This is a genomic window from Desulfovibrio aminophilus DSM 12254, assembly GCF_000422565.1.
GTDB classification, from domain to species: Bacteria; Desulfobacterota; Desulfovibrionia; order Desulfovibrionales; family Desulfovibrionaceae; genus Aminidesulfovibrio; species Aminidesulfovibrio aminophilus.
The window spans coordinates 224,604-240,800 of the sequence record NZ_AUMA01000008.1 but is presented as its reverse complement, the minus strand read 5'-3'; the positions used below and the strand labels follow the sequence as shown (position 1 = coordinate 240,800).

Below are 16,197 nucleotides of genomic sequence, written 5' to 3'. Positions count from 1 at the left end.
CTCACTCCTCTTTTGCGCCATCTCCGGGGGCCGGCGTGTCTTCATCGTCCCGTTCCCCGTGGTCCAACGGCAGATGCACCGCGAACACCGATCCCGCGCCATGCTCCCCGGCCGCCTCTCCCCGAGGCAGTCCGAAGTCCGTCGGCACCGGGCTCTGGGCCGAGATGTCCCCTCCGTGTTCCTTGACGATTCCGAAGGATACCGCCAGCCCCAGGCCCGTGCCCTTGCCCACGGGCTTGGTGCTGAAGAACGGATCGAAAATGCGCCCCAGGATGGCCGGTTCGATGCCCGAGCCGGTGTCCGCCACCCAGACTGTCACCTTTTGGGCCCCGGTGTCCAGTCTCGTGCGGACGAAAACCATACCCCCACCCGGCATGGCGTCGCGGGCGTTGGTCAAAAGATTCATCCAGACCTGGCGGAGCTTGTCCGGGTCGCCGTAAAGCACCGGCATGCGCTCGTCCAGGTCGGTGACGATGCGCACATTGTCCAGTTCGAAGGAATGGCGCACCAGGGTCACGGTTTCCATGACCGAGTTGTTCAGACACATGTCGCGCCTGGCGCTGCGGGCTTGGCGCGAGAACCCCAGCAGGTCGGCCACGATCTTGCGGCAGACCTTGGCCTGGCGTTCGATGGTCCCCAGATCCTCGCGCACCTGCCCCTCGGGAACGTCCTCCTGAAGAAGCTGGGCGTAGCCCAGAATGATCCCCAGGGGAGTGTTGATCTCGTGGGCCACGCCTCCGGCCAGTTTGCCCATGGACTCCATCTTCTGGGCCTGGATGAGCTGGTCCTGGTAATCCTTGATCTGGGTCACGTCGCGGGCCGTGCGCAGAACGCCCACGATGCGGTCGTCGCGGTCGAAGACCGGCACCTGCACGGTATGGAACCAGCGTTCGCCGTGCCCGGCCTCGCGGCGGGTCTCGGTCTGAAAGCGTTCGCCGGTGAGCAGCACGCGACGGTTGGCCTCGGTGCGCGCGGCCGCCAGCTCGGCCGGGAAAAGATCCGCATCGGTCTTGCCCGCCACCTCGTCCACCTCGCGCGAAACCGAGGCCGCGAAGGCCCGGTTGCAGGCCTGGTAGACGAGGTGCTCGTCCAGCAGGCTGACCAGGTCCGGGGTCACGTCCAGGATGGTGCGCATGATCTGCTGCTGGCGGGTGAGAACCTTCTCGGCCTCGCGCAGCTCCGCGATGTGGGTCTTGAGCGTCATGGCCATGGCGTCGAAGGTCTCGGTCAGATCCTGGATCTCGTCTCCCGCGTTGGCCAGGAACACCGGACATTCCCGGCAGGACTCCAGCTTCTGAGGAAAGGGCCCGTCGTCACACTCCAGACAAAGGGTTCCGGCCACGTACCAGCAGCGCCGCCGCTTGTCCCCGTAGGCCGGACACTCCTTGCGGTCGCAGTCCATGATGTCCCAGCAGTTGCGGGCCAGTTCCCCGCCAGCCTGCATGTCCAGGTTGCCGGTGACCATCTCGGCGGCGTGCGCGCGCAGGATGTTGAGCCGCCGGGTCACCTGGCGGGCGAAGATGGTCGAGAGCACCACCGAGACGAACAGCCCTCCTCCGGCCAGCCCCAGGATGATCCCGCCCAGGCGCTCCACCGGGGCCCGGGCCCGGGTCCAGGACAGACCCACCCGGGCCGTGCCGAAGGACTCTCCGGCCACGCGCACGGGCACGGCGAAGTCGTAGATGCGCTCGTCCCCGCTGTCCAGAAGGCGCACGGACAACGTTCCGCCGGGGCCGGGGGCGTTGGCGGTGATGAGATCCACGGGGAAGCCCTTGGGATAGCTGTGGGCCAGGACGCCGCCCGCCTTGTCCAGGATGAAGGCGTACTCGATGTCCCCGCTCACCCCGCGCAGGTCGTCCACCAGGTTCTTGAGCCGCAGGAAATCCTGGGCCAGGACCGGATCGGCCGAACGCACGGACAGGCTCTCGGCCAGCACGCGGCCGCGCATCTTGACCTCGTCCACCAGGGCCTGGGAGGCCACCCGGGCGACGGGCGCGCCCATGACCAGGCTCAGGAAGAGCACGATGCCCGTGGTGCCGAGGTTGATCTTGGAACTGAACTTGAGCCGGTCCAGGGCATGCATCCGGCTACTCCTGTGAAATGCGGTTCGCCAAGCTTCGAATGGAATCGTAGTCCGCGTCCATGGCCGGAATGATGCCCTTGAAATGAGCCGCCGCCAGTATCTGCTCCGCCTCTTCTCCCCCCTGGTCCAGGCGGAGCAGGGCCTCGGTGATGACCTTCAGCCGGGCCGGATCGAAGCCCCGTCGGGCGGAGTAGACCCAGCCGGGATAGGAGCGGCTCTCCGCCAGGACGCGGATGGCGTCCAGGTCCACCTTGTCCTTGACCAGCTCCAACGTGCCGTTGCGCACCGAGCCGATGTCGTACTTGCCCGCGTAGACCGCCAGCACGACCTTTTCCTGCTTGCCGCCCGGCCCGGGGGCGAAGGCGATCTCGGCGAAGTCCTCGCGCTGAATGCCATGGCTCAGGAAATAGTCCAGGGCGAAGACGAAACCTCCGGCGGACCCCGGGTCCACGGCGATCCAACGCTTGCCTCGGCAATCCTCCAGGCTGCGGATGGCCCGGTTGTCCTTGCGGCAGATGATCTGGCTGTGGAAATCCGGCCTGCCGGACTCCTCCACGATGCGGGCGAAGGCCCTGGCGCCCGCGCGGGCCAGACGGATGTAGATGAAGGGATTGGAGAAGGAAATGTCGATCTCGCCGCGCTCAACCATCTTCACGTGTTCGTCGAAGGTGTCCGGGAAGACTTGGCGGAAGGGGTATCCCGTGACCCGGGAGAGGTATTCCACCAGGCGCCGGTGGCGCTCGAAGGAGATGCTGTGGGAGTACTGCGGGAGATAGGCGTAGGTGATGGCTTCGGCCTGGGTCTTGAGGGTGATGTCCACGCGCCGGGAGAGATCCACACGGGTCGCCGGTTCATCCCGCTCCCAGCCCACGGCCAGGATCAGCAGCGCCAGCGCGGCCAAGCCGACGGCCCAGTACTCCTTGCGCATGCGACGGCTCCTTCAGACTCCTTGCCGCCCGCCTCCCGTTCCCGGGGCGGAATGTGCGGCATCCTCGCCGATGTCCAGGGTGGCGGCCGCCCGCATCCGGGCATACCAGGGGATGCGCCCGATCGTCCGAGAATAGAGAATCCGCGCCAGGATGTACAGGGGGAGAAAGAAAAAGACGTAGTTGGCCTCGAAATCCATCAGGGGGAGCTTGATGAGCACGCCCTGAAAACGGATGTCCAGCCAGGCCAGGGCGAAGGGCACGGGCCAGATGCTGGACGTGAACACGGCGGCCTGGCTGAAGAAGTACTTGCCGAAGGCCTCGTGGGCCTGGCGGTTGACGGCCTTGAAGTTCTCCTTGCTGCCGGTCTTGGCCGCCGTGATGGAAAGTTCGTGGTGGCGGACCATGTCCTTGAGGTAGCCGCCGAAGACCTTGCGGTTCAGACGCAGTACGGCCAGAGCCGCGAGATCGCCCAGGAACACGCAGACCAGGGAAAGCGCGAAGATGCCAAGGAGAAACGCGGGCATCGGCGCGTCCAGCCAACGAAAAGGCTGGATGAGCCAGGGATCCAGGATCAGCAGGAAATCGCGGAGTCCGTCCATATCCCACGCAAAAGGGGCCCCGGGCCGCTTGCCCGGAGCCCCTTGGTTGTCGGTGACGCCGTCGGCTAGCCGAAGATGCGGTAGTTGAAGAAACCCCTCAACACATAGTCGATGCCGACGTAAAGCGAAAGCACGATGAACAGACGCTTGAGCCAAAGATCGGAGAAGTACTTGGAGGTGCGCGGGCCGATGACCGAACCCACGATGATGCCCACCAACTCAAGCCCGATGAGGCTCCAGTCCACCGGGGTGCCCTTGGTCATCAGGGTGGCGATGCTCGTGATCATGGAGATGAGCACGGCCAGGGCCGAGGTGCCCGCCGCCAGATACATGGGCAGCTGGGCCACGCTGGTCAGGAAGGGCACCAGCAGGAAGCCGCCGCCCACGCCCAGGAAGGCCGCCACGGCCGCGATGACGATGCCGCCCAGCAGGGGGATCAGCGGATTGAAGGCGAACTCGACTCCGTAGAAGGTGAATTCGCAACGGGTCAGGGTGAACTTGGTGGTCTTCACGCCCATGGCCTTGGTGTCCACCTGCTCGCCGGCCTTCTGCTTCTTGACCGATTCCTCGAAGGCCTTGGCCGCGGCCTTGGCCTTCTTTTTGCTGGCCTGGCCCGCGCCGGAGGTTTCCCAGAAGAGGTAGCAGCCGAGGACCAGGACGAAGAGGCCGAACCAGCCCTGGTACTGGGAGAAGGAGATCTTGCCAGCGGTCAGCGTGGCCGACCCCCAGGCGCCCAGGAGCGAGCCCGCGCCCAGCGCAACGGCCAGGGGCAGCACCAGACGGCCCATCTTCCAGTAGTTGAAGGAGGAGATGAGCGCCGAGGTGCCGACCAGGAACTGGTTGGAGGCGCGGATGGAGTCGGTGGCCAGCTTGTTCAGCGCGGGGGCGGTGGTCTTGAAGCTCTTGGCGTAGGCGCCCAGACCGAACACGGTCATGTGGCCCACACCGGCCATGACGCCGCCGAACGCACCCACGGTGGAGAAAATCCAGCCCACCCACACGGCCCAGACGAAGGCCAGGATGAGGTTCACGCTCGGAGCGCCGGGAATGCCGAGAAAGCCCGCCGGTTTGCTGGGATCGATCTGACCGGCCTCGGCGCCCTGCGGCGCGCTGGCGATGGCGTCGGACAGTTTGTCGGCCCAGGCGGGCTCGAACCACAGGCAGACCCCGACCATGACGATCAGGGCCACGATGAAGAGCATTCTTTTCGAGTGCAGCACGTTGATCCTCCTCACTCTTTCATGCCGTTGCAAATTTTCCCGCCGCGCCTCCCCGCCGGAGCGCGCGCCGTTCATACCGGAATCAGGGGCGCGTGAAACTCAGGGCCTTGGCCGTGCAGCCCGTGACGCAGGCCGGGTCCAGCCCCTGCTCGATGCGATCCATGCAATAGTCGCACTTCATGATCTTGCCGGTCAGTTCATTGAACACCGGCACGCTCCAGGGGCAGGCCTCGATGCAGGCCTTGCAGCCGTCGCACAGCTCGGTGCGCACGTAGACCAGCCCATCGGACTCGCGCATGGTCATGGCCCCGGTGGGACAGGCAGGCACGCACTTGGGCTCCTTGCACATGAGGCAGGGCTGATACTTGGTCACGAATTCCGGCCGGCCGTCCTTGCGCGCCCTGGGCCCTTCCACGAAGATGTGGTTGAGCTGGATGCCTACGGGCACGTGGTTCTTCACCTTGCAATGCACCTCGCAGGCCTTGCAGGCGATGCAGCGCTTCTTGTCCAGCTTGATCTTGTAGATGCTCATGAACGCTCCTTGCCGGGCCAGGTGACACCCCGCCCGCCCCATCCCGTGAAAATGGCGACACCGCGTCCCAACCTCTGGGACACATAGACCATTGGAACCACATCCGGCGACTTTGTGTCAATGAATTTCCCTTTTGTTCACAAATTCCCAATATGTTGCTTGAAACCAGATGCCCGCTCCCCGACTTTGTCCGGGAAATTGTTTCTTTTTTCACATTCTCGATTTTGCTTGCCCAAGCCGCTTCAGGTGCCCTAAAAATGATAATCCCGTGATAGTAACCAACGGGCCTTCCGGCTCGAAAGACGACTTTTCCGAGGAGGTTTTTCCCATGACCAAGACCACGGTGAACAGCGTCTGCGGCATGTGCTCGGTGCGCTGCCCGATCCAGGCCGAGGTGGAGGACGGACGCCCCGTCCGCCTGCAGGGCGGCCAAGCCCTCAAGGGATCCCTCTGCGCGCGCGGCGCGGCGGGCATCGCCCTTTACGAAGATTCGGAACGCCCCCAGCATCCCATGATCCGCGAGGGCGCGCGAGGCGAAGGCCGCTGGCGGCGCGTGAGTTGGGACGAGGCCCTGGACTACGTGGCCAAGCGCCTGAACGAAATCCGGGCCAAGCACGGCGACCGTTCCGTGCTTCTCTCCGACCGGGGAGGCCCGTTCCGCGACGTGTACCGCGCCTTTCTGCGGGCCATCGGCACGCCCAACTACTGCAACCACGACTCGGCCTGCGCGCGCAACGTCATGAACGCGGCCATGTCCGTGTTCGGCTTCGGCCGCAAGGACGTGGTCTACGATTACAAGAACTGCAAACACCTCGTGCTCCAGACCCGGAACATCTTCGAGGCCATCAACGTGGCCGAAGTGAACAACGCCCTGGACGGCATGGGCGCGGGCTGCAAGCTCTCGGTCATCGACGTGCGGGCCAACATCTCGGCGGGCAAGGCCGACAACTTCTACCTCATCCGGCCGGGAACGGACTACGCCCTGAATCTGGCCGTGATCCACGTGCTCCTGGCCGAGGATCTCCACGACAAGAAATTCGCGGAGATGTGGATCAGCGGGCTGGACGAACTGAAGGTCTTCACCGCCAAGCACACCCCGGAATGGGCCGAGGCCGAGACCGGCATCCCGGCCGAGCGCATCCGCGACCTGGCCCGTCAGTTGGCCGCCGCCGCGCCCTCAGTCATCTGGCACCCGGGCTGGATGGTTTCCCGCTACTCCGACTCCTTCTATGTCTGCCGCACGGCATACATCATCAACGCCCTGCTCGGCGCGGTCGGAGCCAAGGGCGGACTGCCGCTCACGGCCAAGCCCGGCGACGTCGGGAAAAAGGGCCTCAAAAGCCTCATGGAGCAATTCCCCAAGCCCGCCGAAAAACGCGCGGACGGCGTGGGCTGGATGTCCGGCCGCACGCACTACGACGCCGGGCCTGGACTGGTGCATCTGGCCTACGAGGCCATCGTCACAGGCGAGCCTTACCCTATCAAGGCCTACATCGTCCAACGCCACGATCCGCTCATGGCCTTCCCGGACTCCGCCGACGTGAAGAAGATCCTGGACAACCTGGAGCTGCTCGTGTCCGTGACCTTCTCCTGGTCCGACACGGCCTGGTACTCGGACGTGGTCCTGCCGATGTCCACCTACCTGGAACGCGAGGACACCATCGCCACGAAAAACGGCCTCAAGCCCTCCTTCTTCGTGCGCAAACGCGCCTGCGAACCGCTCTACGACACCAAGTCCGTGTGGGAGATCTACTGCGGGCTGGCCAAGCGCATGGGCATCGACAAGCTGGCCTACGAACGCATCGAGGACATCTGGGCCTTCCAGTTGCAGGACACCGGTCTGACCATCGCCGACTTCGAGAAGAGCGGTTCCGTGTCCCTGGCCGCCGATCCCCTCTACCGCAAGATGGAGGAGCTCAAGTTCAAGACCGAATCCGGCAAGGTGGAGATCGCCTCTTCCCGCCTGGCCAAGTCCGGCCTGCCTTGGCTCGCGCCTTACACCTCCCCGGAACGTCCGCCCAAGGGCCGCTTCAGGATCACCTTCGGCCGTTGCGGCGTGCATACCCAGGGCCACACGGTGAACAACCCCCTGCTCTTCGAGCAGATGCCCGAAAACCTGCTCTGGATTCATAGCGACGCTGCGAAGGAACTGGACATCGCCGACGGCGAATACGTGACGGTGTCCTCCAACGGCCATTCCGGCCGGATCAAGGCCTTCGTCACGGACTTCATCCATCCCGAGGCGGTCTTCATGATCCACGGTTTCGGCCACACCCTGCCGGTGGAGAGCCGGGCCAGGGGCAAGGGCGTCGCGGACAACGAACTCATGCCGAAGGGCATCGAAAAATGGGATAAGGGCGGGGGCGGCATTGCCATGCAGGAGCATTTCGTGGCAGTGACCAAATAATTTGGCGTTTCTCTCCCACCTCCGGCGCGGCCGTCCGTCCCCGAGGGGCGGGCGGTCGCGTCATATCTTGCCCGGGAGGAGTTCATGAACATCGGACCGTACAGCTTCGAGGAGTTCAAGCAGAAAGCCGCGGAGTTCCACGGCTACCCGGCCCCAGGCCTGCTCATCGGCGGCTACATGGTGGCGCTGGCCAAGTCGCGCATCCCCGAGGGCACCCTTTTCGAAGCCCTGGTGGAATCCCAGAAATGCCTGCCCGACGCCGTGCAGATGCTGACCCTGTGCAGCACGGGCAACGGCTGGATGAAGATCGTCAACCTCGGCCGCTACGCCGTGACCCTCTATGACAAGTTCACCGGCGTGGGCGTGCGCGTGGCCCTGGACCCGGCCAAGGTCGAGATGTGGCCCGAAATCAAGGGCTGGTATCTCAAGCTCAAACCCAAGAAAGAGCAGGACACGGAACGGCTCTTCGACGAAATCCGTCGCGCCGGGCCGAGTCTCTGCTCCGTGCAGGAGGTGCTCGTGCCGGAACGCGCCCGGCGCAAGGCCCACATGGGCGGCATCGCCGTCTGCCCCATCTGCGGGGAGGCGTATCCCTCCCGCGACGGCGGAGCCTGCCGGGGCTGTCAGGGCGAAGCGCCCTACCTGCGCCGGGACGAGACTGAAAGCGCGCCATCGGAAGGCCCGCGGCTGCGCGCCGTGCCCGTGGACCAGGCTCTGGGACGCAAGGCCCTGCACGACATGACCCGCATCGTGCCGGGCCGGGTCAAGGATCCCCTGGTTCATGCCGGACAGACCCTGGAGGCGGGGGATCTCTGCGAACTCCAGCGCATGGGCCGCTTCGAGGTCTACCTGGAATCCGAAGCGGTTCAGGATGAAAAATGGGTGCATGAAAACGAAGCCGCCCTGGCCTTCGCCCGGGTCATGGCCGGTCCCGGAGTGCTGCACGACCCCGAACCGCGCGAGGGCAAGATCAACTTCACGGCCGGGCGTTCGGGCCTGCTGGTCCTGGACCGCGAGCGCCTGCTGGCCTTCAACATGGTTCAGGACGTCATGTGCGCCACGCGCCAGGGCGACATCCTGGTCGAGGAAGGCAAGCGCCTGGCCGCCTGCCGGGCCATTCCGCTGTACCTGGCCCGCGCCCGCTTCGAGCAGGCTCTCGCGGCCCTGGCGGAGGAGCCGCTCTTCTCCGTGCTGACCCTGCGGCGGGCCCGTGTGGGCATCCTGGTCACCGGCACCGAGGTCTTCCAGGGGCTCATCGAGGACAAGTTCGCGCCGATCATCAAGAGCAAGGTGGAGGCCCTGGGTTCGGAAGTGGCCTGCGTGGACATCGTGCCCGACGACCGGGCCCGCATCGCGGACAGCGTCCGCCAGATGCTCGCCGCCGGGGCCGATCTCGTGATCACCACGGCCGGGCTCTCCGTGGACCCCGGCGACGTGACCCGCCACGGCCTTCTGGACGCCGGGCTCACGGACTTCCTCTACGGCGCGCCCATCCTGCCCGGGGCCATGACCCTGGTGGGCCGCATCGGCGAGGCCCAGGTCCTGGGCGTCCCGGCCTGCGCCCTGTTCTACAAGACCACCAGCCTGGACCTGCTCCTGCCCCGCCTGCTGGCCGGGCAGACCCTGACCCGCCGCGATCTGGCGCTTATGGCCGAGGGTGGCTTCTGTTTGGGTTGCAAGTCTTGCACCTTCCCCAAGTGCCCGTTCGGCAAATAGAAGACCGCAACAAAAGAGCCCCCGCCCCGGCGGGGGCTCTTTTTCCTTCTCCGGCGGGGGCTACTGACTGACCCTATCCAGCTCGGAGAGCGAGGCGGCAAGGCTCGACAAGCCCGAGGAACGGGCGAAGAGCACGGGCTTGAGGCAGTGCTTGCACATTTTCTTGACCGCGGCGCAGGCCTCGTGGCTCACGCAGTCCACCGGACAGATCACCGCGTCAGCCCCGGCCAGCTGCTGCTGAAGCCGGTGCGGAGACTGCTCCAGGCCGCCGTCGTGATGCAGGAGTTCACAGCCGAGGCGTTCGGCCAGCAAGCGATAATGACAGCGCAGCCCGCTGCGCCCGCCCACGTAGAGCACGCGCTTGCCACGCAAACGGGGGCAGGAGCAGCTCTCCGGGTGGCCGCAAGCCCCGCCGCAGGCCGGGCTCCCCTCCAAGGCCATCGTCAGCGAGGCCTCCAGGGCCGCGACTTCGCGTTCACGGCCGGACAGGTTCTCACGCGCCTTGGACAATTCGCGGCTTCCGCGTTCCAGCAAGGCGGCCTGGGCGACGATACGCTCCTCGGCAGCCTCCAGCCGCAGGGCCAGATTCTCGGCCTGCCGCCGCAAATCCTCCCGCTCCCGGGTGAGAAGCTCCAGGGCCCTGCCTTCCAGCAATTCACGTAGGGAAAGCCGATCCCGCTCCACGCTCTCGCGTCGGGCCCGCTCCCGGGCCAGGTCGCGCTCCAGGGCCGCGTTGCGCTCCTTCCAAACAGCCACGGACTTGCGCAACACGCCCTTGCGCTCGGCCAGGGTCTCGGTCAGTTCGACGTTGCGCGCCTCCAGTTCGTTCAGCCGCTTCAGGTCGGCGCGGTTGGCCGCGCCCTGAACGTGCGAGAGCATGTGCACCTCGCCGTAAACCCGACGCAGGCAATCACTCGAAACGTCGGGATGAGACATGACGGCCCAGAAGGGGCCGGCGATGTCACCCCGGTCGGCATACTCCCGCCAAAGCTCGCATATCCCCTCCCCCGGAGTATGGAGAAACCGCCGCAGGACACGACGGTATTTGCGGTCCAGGTGCTTCTGCACGGCCCGGGCCGGACGCTCGGGCCGCTTGCAGAGAACCACGAACAAGGAATGCATCTCGAAATCCGTGGTCCCTTCCGCGATCTCCAGGCCGACGCGGACGGCGATACGGCGCAGCTCGGCCGTGGTCAGGCAGGTGCCCACGATGGGGCACTGAAAATCAACGTGTTCCCAAATATTTTTGCGGTTCATATCGTCCCTCCAACCGATCCTAATTGATTTTGATTTTCAATATCAATATAGCGGCAGAAGGGCAACTGAAAAATCCCACCCCGCAGCACTTGACAGACCATCATGAAAATGATTATCAAAATCTTAGCGACAAGACACTCCTCGACTCTCTGGGGCAACGCGCTTCGACCAGAGCGCGAGGCCCCGAAGCCGGACTCCTCGCAACGGGCCCGCCGGCCACTCCCTCCGGCGGGCCCCGGCCGCTTCCGCTCCGCGTCGGAAGCACAAAGGGCCCCCACCGACGGTGGAGGCCCTTTTCATTTTTTCCGGAAGGCGTGGCTGCTAGAAGAGCTTCTTGAGTCCTTCCAGGGCGCCGCCCTTCTTCTTCGGCTCCTGCTGCGGCTGTGTCTGCTGCGTCGACGTGCCGGAGGATTCCTTCTTCTTGCCGCCGAACACGCCCTCAACGGCCCCGCCGATGGCCCCGCCGACTCCCTGGACCGCTCCGCCCACCCCCTTGACCAGACCGGCGGCCGCGCCCTTGAAGTACTCGGCCAAGTCCACGCCGAAGGACGGATCGGACAGGCTGCCCTTGATGCGCACTGGCACCAGGAGCCCGGTGTCCGAGGAGGTGGCGGCCACGAGCCGGGCCCGCACGAGGTAGTCGATGCTGTCGGCCGGCAGGTTCACCTGCCCCTCGCCGTCGGCCCGCACGTTGGGCGAGCGCACGTCCAGGTCGCGGTTGACGATGACGCCGTTGGCGGCCACGGCCGTGGCCGTGATGGAGCCGAACGGTGTGCGGTCCGAGGACTTGCCCTGCACCGTGCCACTCTTGCCGCCCGCCGACATGACCGCCTTGGTCATGGCCTCCAGGTCCACGCCCGGGAACACGCCGTCGTGGATGTCCAGGGCCAAGTTGCCGCCGAGCCCGCGCTTGAGGGCCGGGACCGTGGCCCCGGTGGTGCGCAGATCGGCCTTGAGGTTCAGGTTGCCGTCGATGTTGTCCTTGCCGCTCATGTCCTTGAGCAGCGGCCCGAGTTGGACCTTGGACAGGGTCGCGCGCACGGCGCTGTGCGGCGTATCCGGGCGACAGTCGATGGAAAGCGCGGAAGCGAGACTGCCGCCGTAGAGCAGCAACTCCGCCGGGTCCACGGTGAGCAGGCCGTCCTTGGCCTGGGCCCGCACCTTCACGTCGCTCAGGCGCAAGCCGGAGACCTTGAGTTTGCCCACGTCCAGCCGGGCGTCCAGGCCCAGGTCGCGGATGACTTTCACCGGGATGACTTCGCCGGAGCCGCCGGAGGCTCCGGAGGACTGGCCCGAGGGACTCCCGCCGCCTTGTTTCTTGGGCGGCAGATAACGATCCACGTCGATGCTGTCCACCTGGGCGGTCAGGGCGTAAAACGGCTTGGCGAAGTTCTGTATCGAGGCCACCGCCTCCAAGGTGGTCTGGTCCAGCTTCAACAGGAGCTTGTCCACGGAGGCTTTGTCCTTGGCGGTCTTGAACGAGAGCTTGGCCGAGACCTGCTTGAGGGCCTCGGGGTCGGCGGTCTCCAGCGGGGCCTGTCCCAGGGAGCGGAGCAGTTCCTTGACGTCGAAGGGCGCGATCTCCAGTTGCCCGGAGGCCTCGGGGCCGTCCAGTATCTTGGCCGCATCGGCCTGACCCGTGACCTTCAGGTTGTAGGCCGTGAACACGAGGCCGGAAAGCCCACCTGTCTGAGCCTTGAGGTCGGTCTGGGCCTGGGCCGCGGCCAGGACCGCCTCGACCTTGCCGCCGGGCACGGCCTTGCCCTGGGCCTGGACCGAAAGTTTGAAATCCTTCACCGCATAGCGTTTCGCGCCGGTGTCCAGGGTCGCGACGCCGGAGAGGACGTTGCGTGTCCGCAGTTCGGGCTCCGTGCTGTCCAGGGCGAAGGCGAGCTTGAAGTCGAACGGGTCGCCGGGATCGATGGCCCCGGTTTCCAGGTTCACCTCGCGCACGGCGTAGCTCTTGCCTTCCTTGGCGTCCTCCCAGAAGATGTTGGCGTTGGTGATCGCCAGTCCGCCCACGGCCAGGGACAATTCCCCGCCGCTTTTGGATGGCGCCGACGCCGGAGCGGCGCCCTTGTCCTCGCCCTTGCCCGCGAGGTCGTCCCAGTTGGTCCGCCCGTCCTTGGCCCGAGCCAGGTTGAGGGTCAGGTTGTCCAGGCTCACCTTGCCCATCTCCACACTGCCGGAGAGGAGCGGCAAAAGCTTGATGCGGACCTTGGCCGAGGTGAAGCTGACCATGGGCTTGTCGCCGAAGCCGGGGGCGTTGCCCAGGGTCACACCGCCCACGTCGGCCCCGATCCAGGGAAAGACCGACACCTTCACGTCGCCCTGAAAGGCGAGGTCGCGGCCCGTGGCCTTCTTCACGGCCTCGGCGATCTGGGTCTTGTACTGGTTCGGGTCGAAGGTGCTCACGAAAATCACCGCCCCGATCACCAGGAGCAGCACTCCCACACCGAGGGTCAGCAATCCATACTTGAGCCATTTGTTCATGAGCGCACCTCCGTGTTGAAACCGTCCTTGCCCGCGAGCAGGTCGCGGATGGCCAGCAGCTCGTCGCGCACTTCGCGCAGCAGGTCGCTGGGCCCCTTTTCCTCCAGGCGCTTGCGCGCGCCCTCGATGGTCAGGCCCTCGTCGTAGAGCAGGTGCTTGATCTCACGCACCAGCCCGAGCTGCTCCTCGCTGTACATGCGCTGGCCCGAAGCCGTGCGCAACGGCTCCAACTGGGGGAACTCGCCCTCCCAGAAGCGCAGCACAAAGGGCTTGATGCCGAGCAGTTCGGCGGCCTGGCCGATCTTGTAGGTCTTGGAGCCGGATTTCCCGTCCATGAGGGAACAATAGCAGAGGAAGGGGGCGCGGGGAACACCTGAAACAAGCGAAAAAAAGGGGGCCGGAGCCCCCTGGATTCTGAACGGCGGAAACGCCTACAGCCGAACCGGCAGCTTTTGCAGCAACCCGTCGACCATCTTGCCGTGTTCCTTGTCCACTTCCTTGTCCTTCAGGGTCCGGGCCGAGTGACGGTAGGTCAGGCGGAAGGTCAGGTTGCGCTCGTCCTTGTCCGGGGCGGGCGTGAACAGGTCGACCATTTCCACGCTCTCCAGGAACTGCGGACGGAGTTCCTGGATGGTCCGGCGCACGGACTCGGCGGCCAGGCCGCCGGGGCAGGTCACGGTCACGTCCCGGCGCACCGGCGGGAAGGTGGGCAGCGGCCGGAACTCGACCTTGCGGGCCGTGTGCAGCGCGCGGAGAAGGTCCACGTCCAGGTCGGCCATCCAGACCTCGCGGCGGGCGTGATGGGCGTCGGCCATGTCGGCCTTGACCCGGCCCAGCGTACCCAGAGTCTTGCCCTCCAGGCTCACGGCCACGGCGGGTTCCAGGAAGCAGTGCCCGTCCAGGGCGGCAAACTCCGGGCGGCCCAGCTTGAGGTGTTCGAAAAGCCCCTCGACCAGTCCCTTGGCGTCGAGATAATCGGCGTCCTCCAAGGGCCAGGGCCAATCCTCGGCGAAGCGCGGACCGTGCAAAAGGATCCCCAGCCGGGTGTGCTCTCGGGCGCGGGTCTCCGAATCCTGGTCCTCGAAGTACACCCGGGCCAGCTCGAACAGCCGCAGCCGCGCATTGCCCTGGGCGATGTTGTGCTTGAGGTTCTGGAGCAGGCTCGGGGCCACTGCCGTGCGCAGGACGTTCTGCTCCTCGGTGAGCGGGTTGGCGATGGCGATACGGCAGCCGCCCTCCAGACAAAGCAGGTCCAAATCCTTCTGGCCCACGAAGCTGTAGTTGACCACCTCGCGCAGGCCCACGCCCGAGGCCCAGGCCTTGATCCGGCGGTTGAAGGCGAACTCGCCTTCCTCCCGGCCCACGACGTCCAGGGACTTGGCCACGCGCGGAAGCACGGCCGGAATGCGGTCCACTCCGTACACCCGGGCCAGTTCCTCGGAGAGGTCCACCTCGCGCTCCAGGTCCAACCGCCAGGGCGGCGTGGTCACGGACCAGCGGGCGGCGTCGGACTCGTCCACGAGGCAGCCCATGCGTGTGAACGTCTCGCGGGCGAACTCTGGGGCCAGTTCGAGGCCCAGGAGATCGTTGCAGCGCCCCAGGCGGAATCCATGCACCCGGGTCGTCCAGGGCTTGGGCTCGGCGGTCACCACGCCGCGCAGGACGCGGGCCCCGGAGACCTCGGCCATGAGCCGGGCCGCGCGATCCACGGCCAGACGCGCGCCCACCTGGTCCACGCCGCGCTCGAAGCGGTAGGACGCCTCGCTGGGCAGGGCCAGGCGGCGGGCGGTGCGGCGGATGGTTCCGGGCCGGAACACGGCGCACTCCAAGGCCACCTCGGTGGTCCCGTCGCCGATCTCGCTGTTCAGGCCGCCCATGACGCCCGCCAGGGCCACCGGCTTCTCACCGTCCCAGATGAGCAGGTCCGAGGCCAAGAGCTTGCGCTCCTGGCCATCCAGGGTCGTGAAAAGCATGCCGTCGATGGCCGGGGCCACGCGTATTTTCGCGCCCGCCAGGAGGTCGCGGTCGAAGGCATGCAGGGGATGCCCCAGCTCCATCATGACGTAGTTGGTCACGTCCACGATGTTGCTGATGGGCCGCAGGCCAACGGCCGTGAGCCGGTAGCGCATCCAGTCCGGGGCCTTGCCCATGCGCACGCCGGAGAGCAGCCGGGCCTGATACAGGGGGCAGAGTTCGCCGTCCGCGATCTCCAGGGCCAGCAGTCCGGCCGCGTCCTCGCCGCCTTCCTCCACCGCGCAGGACGGCATCGTCAGGGGCAGGCCGAAGGCCAGGGCGGTCTCCCGGGCGATGCCGAGCACGCTCAGACAGTCCGCGCGGTTGGGCGTGATGGATATGTCCAGGACCGTGCGCTCCAGGTTCAGGGCCTCGGTCAGGGGCCGGCCCACGCCGCAGGAGTCCGGCAGGACCAGGATGCCCTCGTGGGCCTCGGAGAGCCCCAGTTCGCGCTCGGAGCAGATCATGCCCATGGAGGGCACGCCGCGGAGCTTCGCCTTCTTGATCTGCAGCCCGCCGGGCAGGGTGCTGCCCACGGGGGCCACGGGCACCTTCTGCCCGGCGGCCACGTTGGGCGCGCCGCAGACTATAGATAGGAGTTCGCCCGTGCCGATGTCGACGGAACAGACGGAAAGATGATCGGACTCGGGGTGTCTGGCGCACTCGGTCACGTGGCCCACGACCACCTGGGCGATCTCCGCGAAGGGGTCGTGGATGCCCTCCAGCTCCAGGCCGAGCATGGTCAGCCGGTCACCGAGGTTTTGAACGTCGCCCTCGTAGGGCACGAACTCACGCAGCCAGGAAAGAGAGATGAGCATGGACGGACTCCGGGGAAGGCCCCTTTGCGGGATGCGGGCCTTCCCCAAGCCCACTCCCGACGCTTGCAACAGGCCGGGCCGGCGCGGCACGCCGCGACGGCCCGGGGAATATGCCGAACGGGGACGCGCG

The 16,197-nt window shown here is 66.2% G+C and carries 11 protein-coding genes; 2 read left to right on the top strand and 9 right to left on the bottom strand.

The genetic code is table 11. The features are described 5' to 3' along the window. Window position 1: 1 nt before the first annotated feature. The 5 genes from H587_RS17550 to H587_RS0106280 form a co-directional block, all read right to left on the bottom strand. The gene (locus H587_RS17550; RefSeq protein ID WP_034608650.1) at window positions 2-2,083 is read right to left on the bottom strand and encodes an ATP-binding protein; all 2,082 of its coding nucleotides are present in this window, start codon (window positions 2,081-2,083) and stop codon (window positions 2-4) included. A gap of 4 nt (window positions 2,084-2,087) precedes the next feature. Next, entirely contained in the window at window positions 2,088-3,011 is a 924-nt protein-coding gene (locus H587_RS0106295; protein ID WP_027175541.1) for a phosphate/phosphite/phosphonate ABC transporter substrate-binding protein, read from the bottom strand. Window positions 3,012-3,023: 12 nt separating this feature from the next. Next, entirely contained in the window at window positions 3,024-3,611 is a 588-nt protein-coding gene (locus tag H587_RS0106290) for a hypothetical protein (RefSeq protein ID WP_027175540.1), read from the bottom strand. A 65-nt stretch (window positions 3,612-3,676) separates the two neighbouring features. Next, window positions 3,677-4,786, bottom strand: a complete 1,110-nt coding sequence (locus tag H587_RS0106285; RefSeq protein WP_425387182.1) for a sulfite exporter TauE/SafE family protein — start codon at window positions 4,784-4,786, stop codon at window positions 3,677-3,679. 127 nt (window positions 4,787-4,913) lie between these two features. Next, window positions 4,914-5,363: a 4Fe-4S dicluster domain-containing protein gene (locus H587_RS0106280; RefSeq protein ID WP_027175538.1), complete on the bottom strand. Its 450-nt coding sequence runs from the start codon at window positions 5,361-5,363 to the stop codon at window positions 4,914-4,916. A gap of 328 nt (window positions 5,364-5,691) precedes the next feature. Here H587_RS0106280 and H587_RS0106275 point away from each other — a divergent pair, with 328 nt between their 5' ends. Both H587_RS0106275 and H587_RS0106270 read left to right on the top strand, forming a co-directional pair. After that, window positions 5,692-7,770, top strand: a complete 2,079-nt coding sequence (locus H587_RS0106275) for a molybdopterin-dependent oxidoreductase (protein WP_027175537.1) — start codon at window positions 5,692-5,694, stop codon at window positions 7,768-7,770. Between the two features lie 84 nt (window positions 7,771-7,854). Then, entirely contained in the window at window positions 7,855-9,486 is a 1,632-nt protein-coding gene (locus H587_RS0106270; RefSeq protein WP_027175536.1) for an FmdE family protein, read from the top strand. Window positions 9,487-9,546: 60 nt separating this feature from the next. Here H587_RS0106270 and H587_RS0106265 read toward each other — a convergent pair whose 3' ends face one another. The 4 genes from H587_RS0106265 to pheT all read right to left on the bottom strand — a co-directional run bounded on the left by H587_RS0106265 (window position 9,547) and on the right by pheT (window position 16,067). Then, on the bottom strand, window positions 9,547-10,743 hold the full coding sequence (locus H587_RS0106265; RefSeq protein WP_027175535.1) for a DUF2325 domain-containing protein: 1,197 nt from the start codon (window positions 10,741-10,743) through the stop codon (window positions 9,547-9,549). Between the two features lie 321 nt (window positions 10,744-11,064). After that, window positions 11,065-13,236 (bottom strand): AsmA family protein, encoded by a 2,172-nt coding sequence (locus H587_RS0106260; protein WP_027175534.1) that lies wholly within the window; start codon window positions 13,234-13,236, stop codon window positions 11,065-11,067. After that, window positions 13,233-13,571, bottom strand: a complete 339-nt coding sequence (locus H587_RS17545) for a MerR family transcriptional regulator (protein ID WP_034608648.1) — start codon at window positions 13,569-13,571, stop codon at window positions 13,233-13,235. The genes H587_RS0106260 and H587_RS17545 overlap by 4 nt, the downstream gene beginning before the upstream one ends. A 96-nt stretch (window positions 13,572-13,667) precedes the next feature. Continuing rightward, entirely contained in the window at window positions 13,668-16,067 is a 2,400-nt protein-coding gene (gene pheT, locus H587_RS0106250; RefSeq protein WP_027175533.1) for a phenylalanine--tRNA ligase subunit beta, read from the bottom strand. Between the last annotated feature and the right edge of the window lie 130 nt (window positions 16,068-16,197).

Excerpts from the sequence above, each read along its gene's own strand:
- H587_RS17550 (WP_034608650.1), bottom strand. The coding sequence starts at position 2,083 with ATGCATGCCCTGGACCGGCTCAAGTTCAGTTCCAAGATCAACCTCGGC.
- H587_RS0106295 (WP_027175541.1), bottom strand. The coding sequence starts at position 3,011 with ATGCGCAAGGAGTACTGGGCCGTCGGCTTGGCCGCGCTGGCGCTGCTG.
- H587_RS0106290 (WP_027175540.1), bottom strand. The coding sequence starts at position 3,611 with ATGGACGGACTCCGCGATTTCCTGCTGATCCTGGATCCCTGGCTCATC.
- H587_RS0106285 (WP_425387182.1), bottom strand. The coding sequence starts at position 4,786 with ATGGTCGGGGTCTGCCTGTGGTTCGAGCCCGCCTGGGCCGACAAACTG.
- H587_RS0106280 (WP_027175538.1), bottom strand. The coding sequence starts at position 5,363 with ATGAGCATCTACAAGATCAAGCTGGACAAGAAGCGCTGCATCGCCTGC.
- H587_RS0106275 (WP_027175537.1), top strand. The coding sequence starts at position 5,692 with ATGACCAAGACCACGGTGAACAGCGTCTGCGGCATGTGCTCGGTGCGC.
- H587_RS0106270 (WP_027175536.1), top strand. The coding sequence starts at position 7,855 with ATGAACATCGGACCGTACAGCTTCGAGGAGTTCAAGCAGAAAGCCGCG.
- H587_RS0106265 (WP_027175535.1), bottom strand. The coding sequence starts at position 10,743 with ATGAACCGCAAAAATATTTGGGAACACGTTGATTTTCAGTGCCCCATC.
- H587_RS0106260 (WP_027175534.1), bottom strand. The coding sequence starts at position 13,236 with ATGAACAAATGGCTCAAGTATGGATTGCTGACCCTCGGTGTGGGAGTG.
- H587_RS17545 (WP_034608648.1), bottom strand. The coding sequence starts at position 13,571 with ATGGACGGGAAATCCGGCTCCAAGACCTACAAGATCGGCCAGGCCGCC.
- pheT (WP_027175533.1), bottom strand. The coding sequence starts at position 16,067 with ATGCTCATCTCTCTTTCCTGGCTGCGTGAGTTCGTGCCCTACGAGGGC.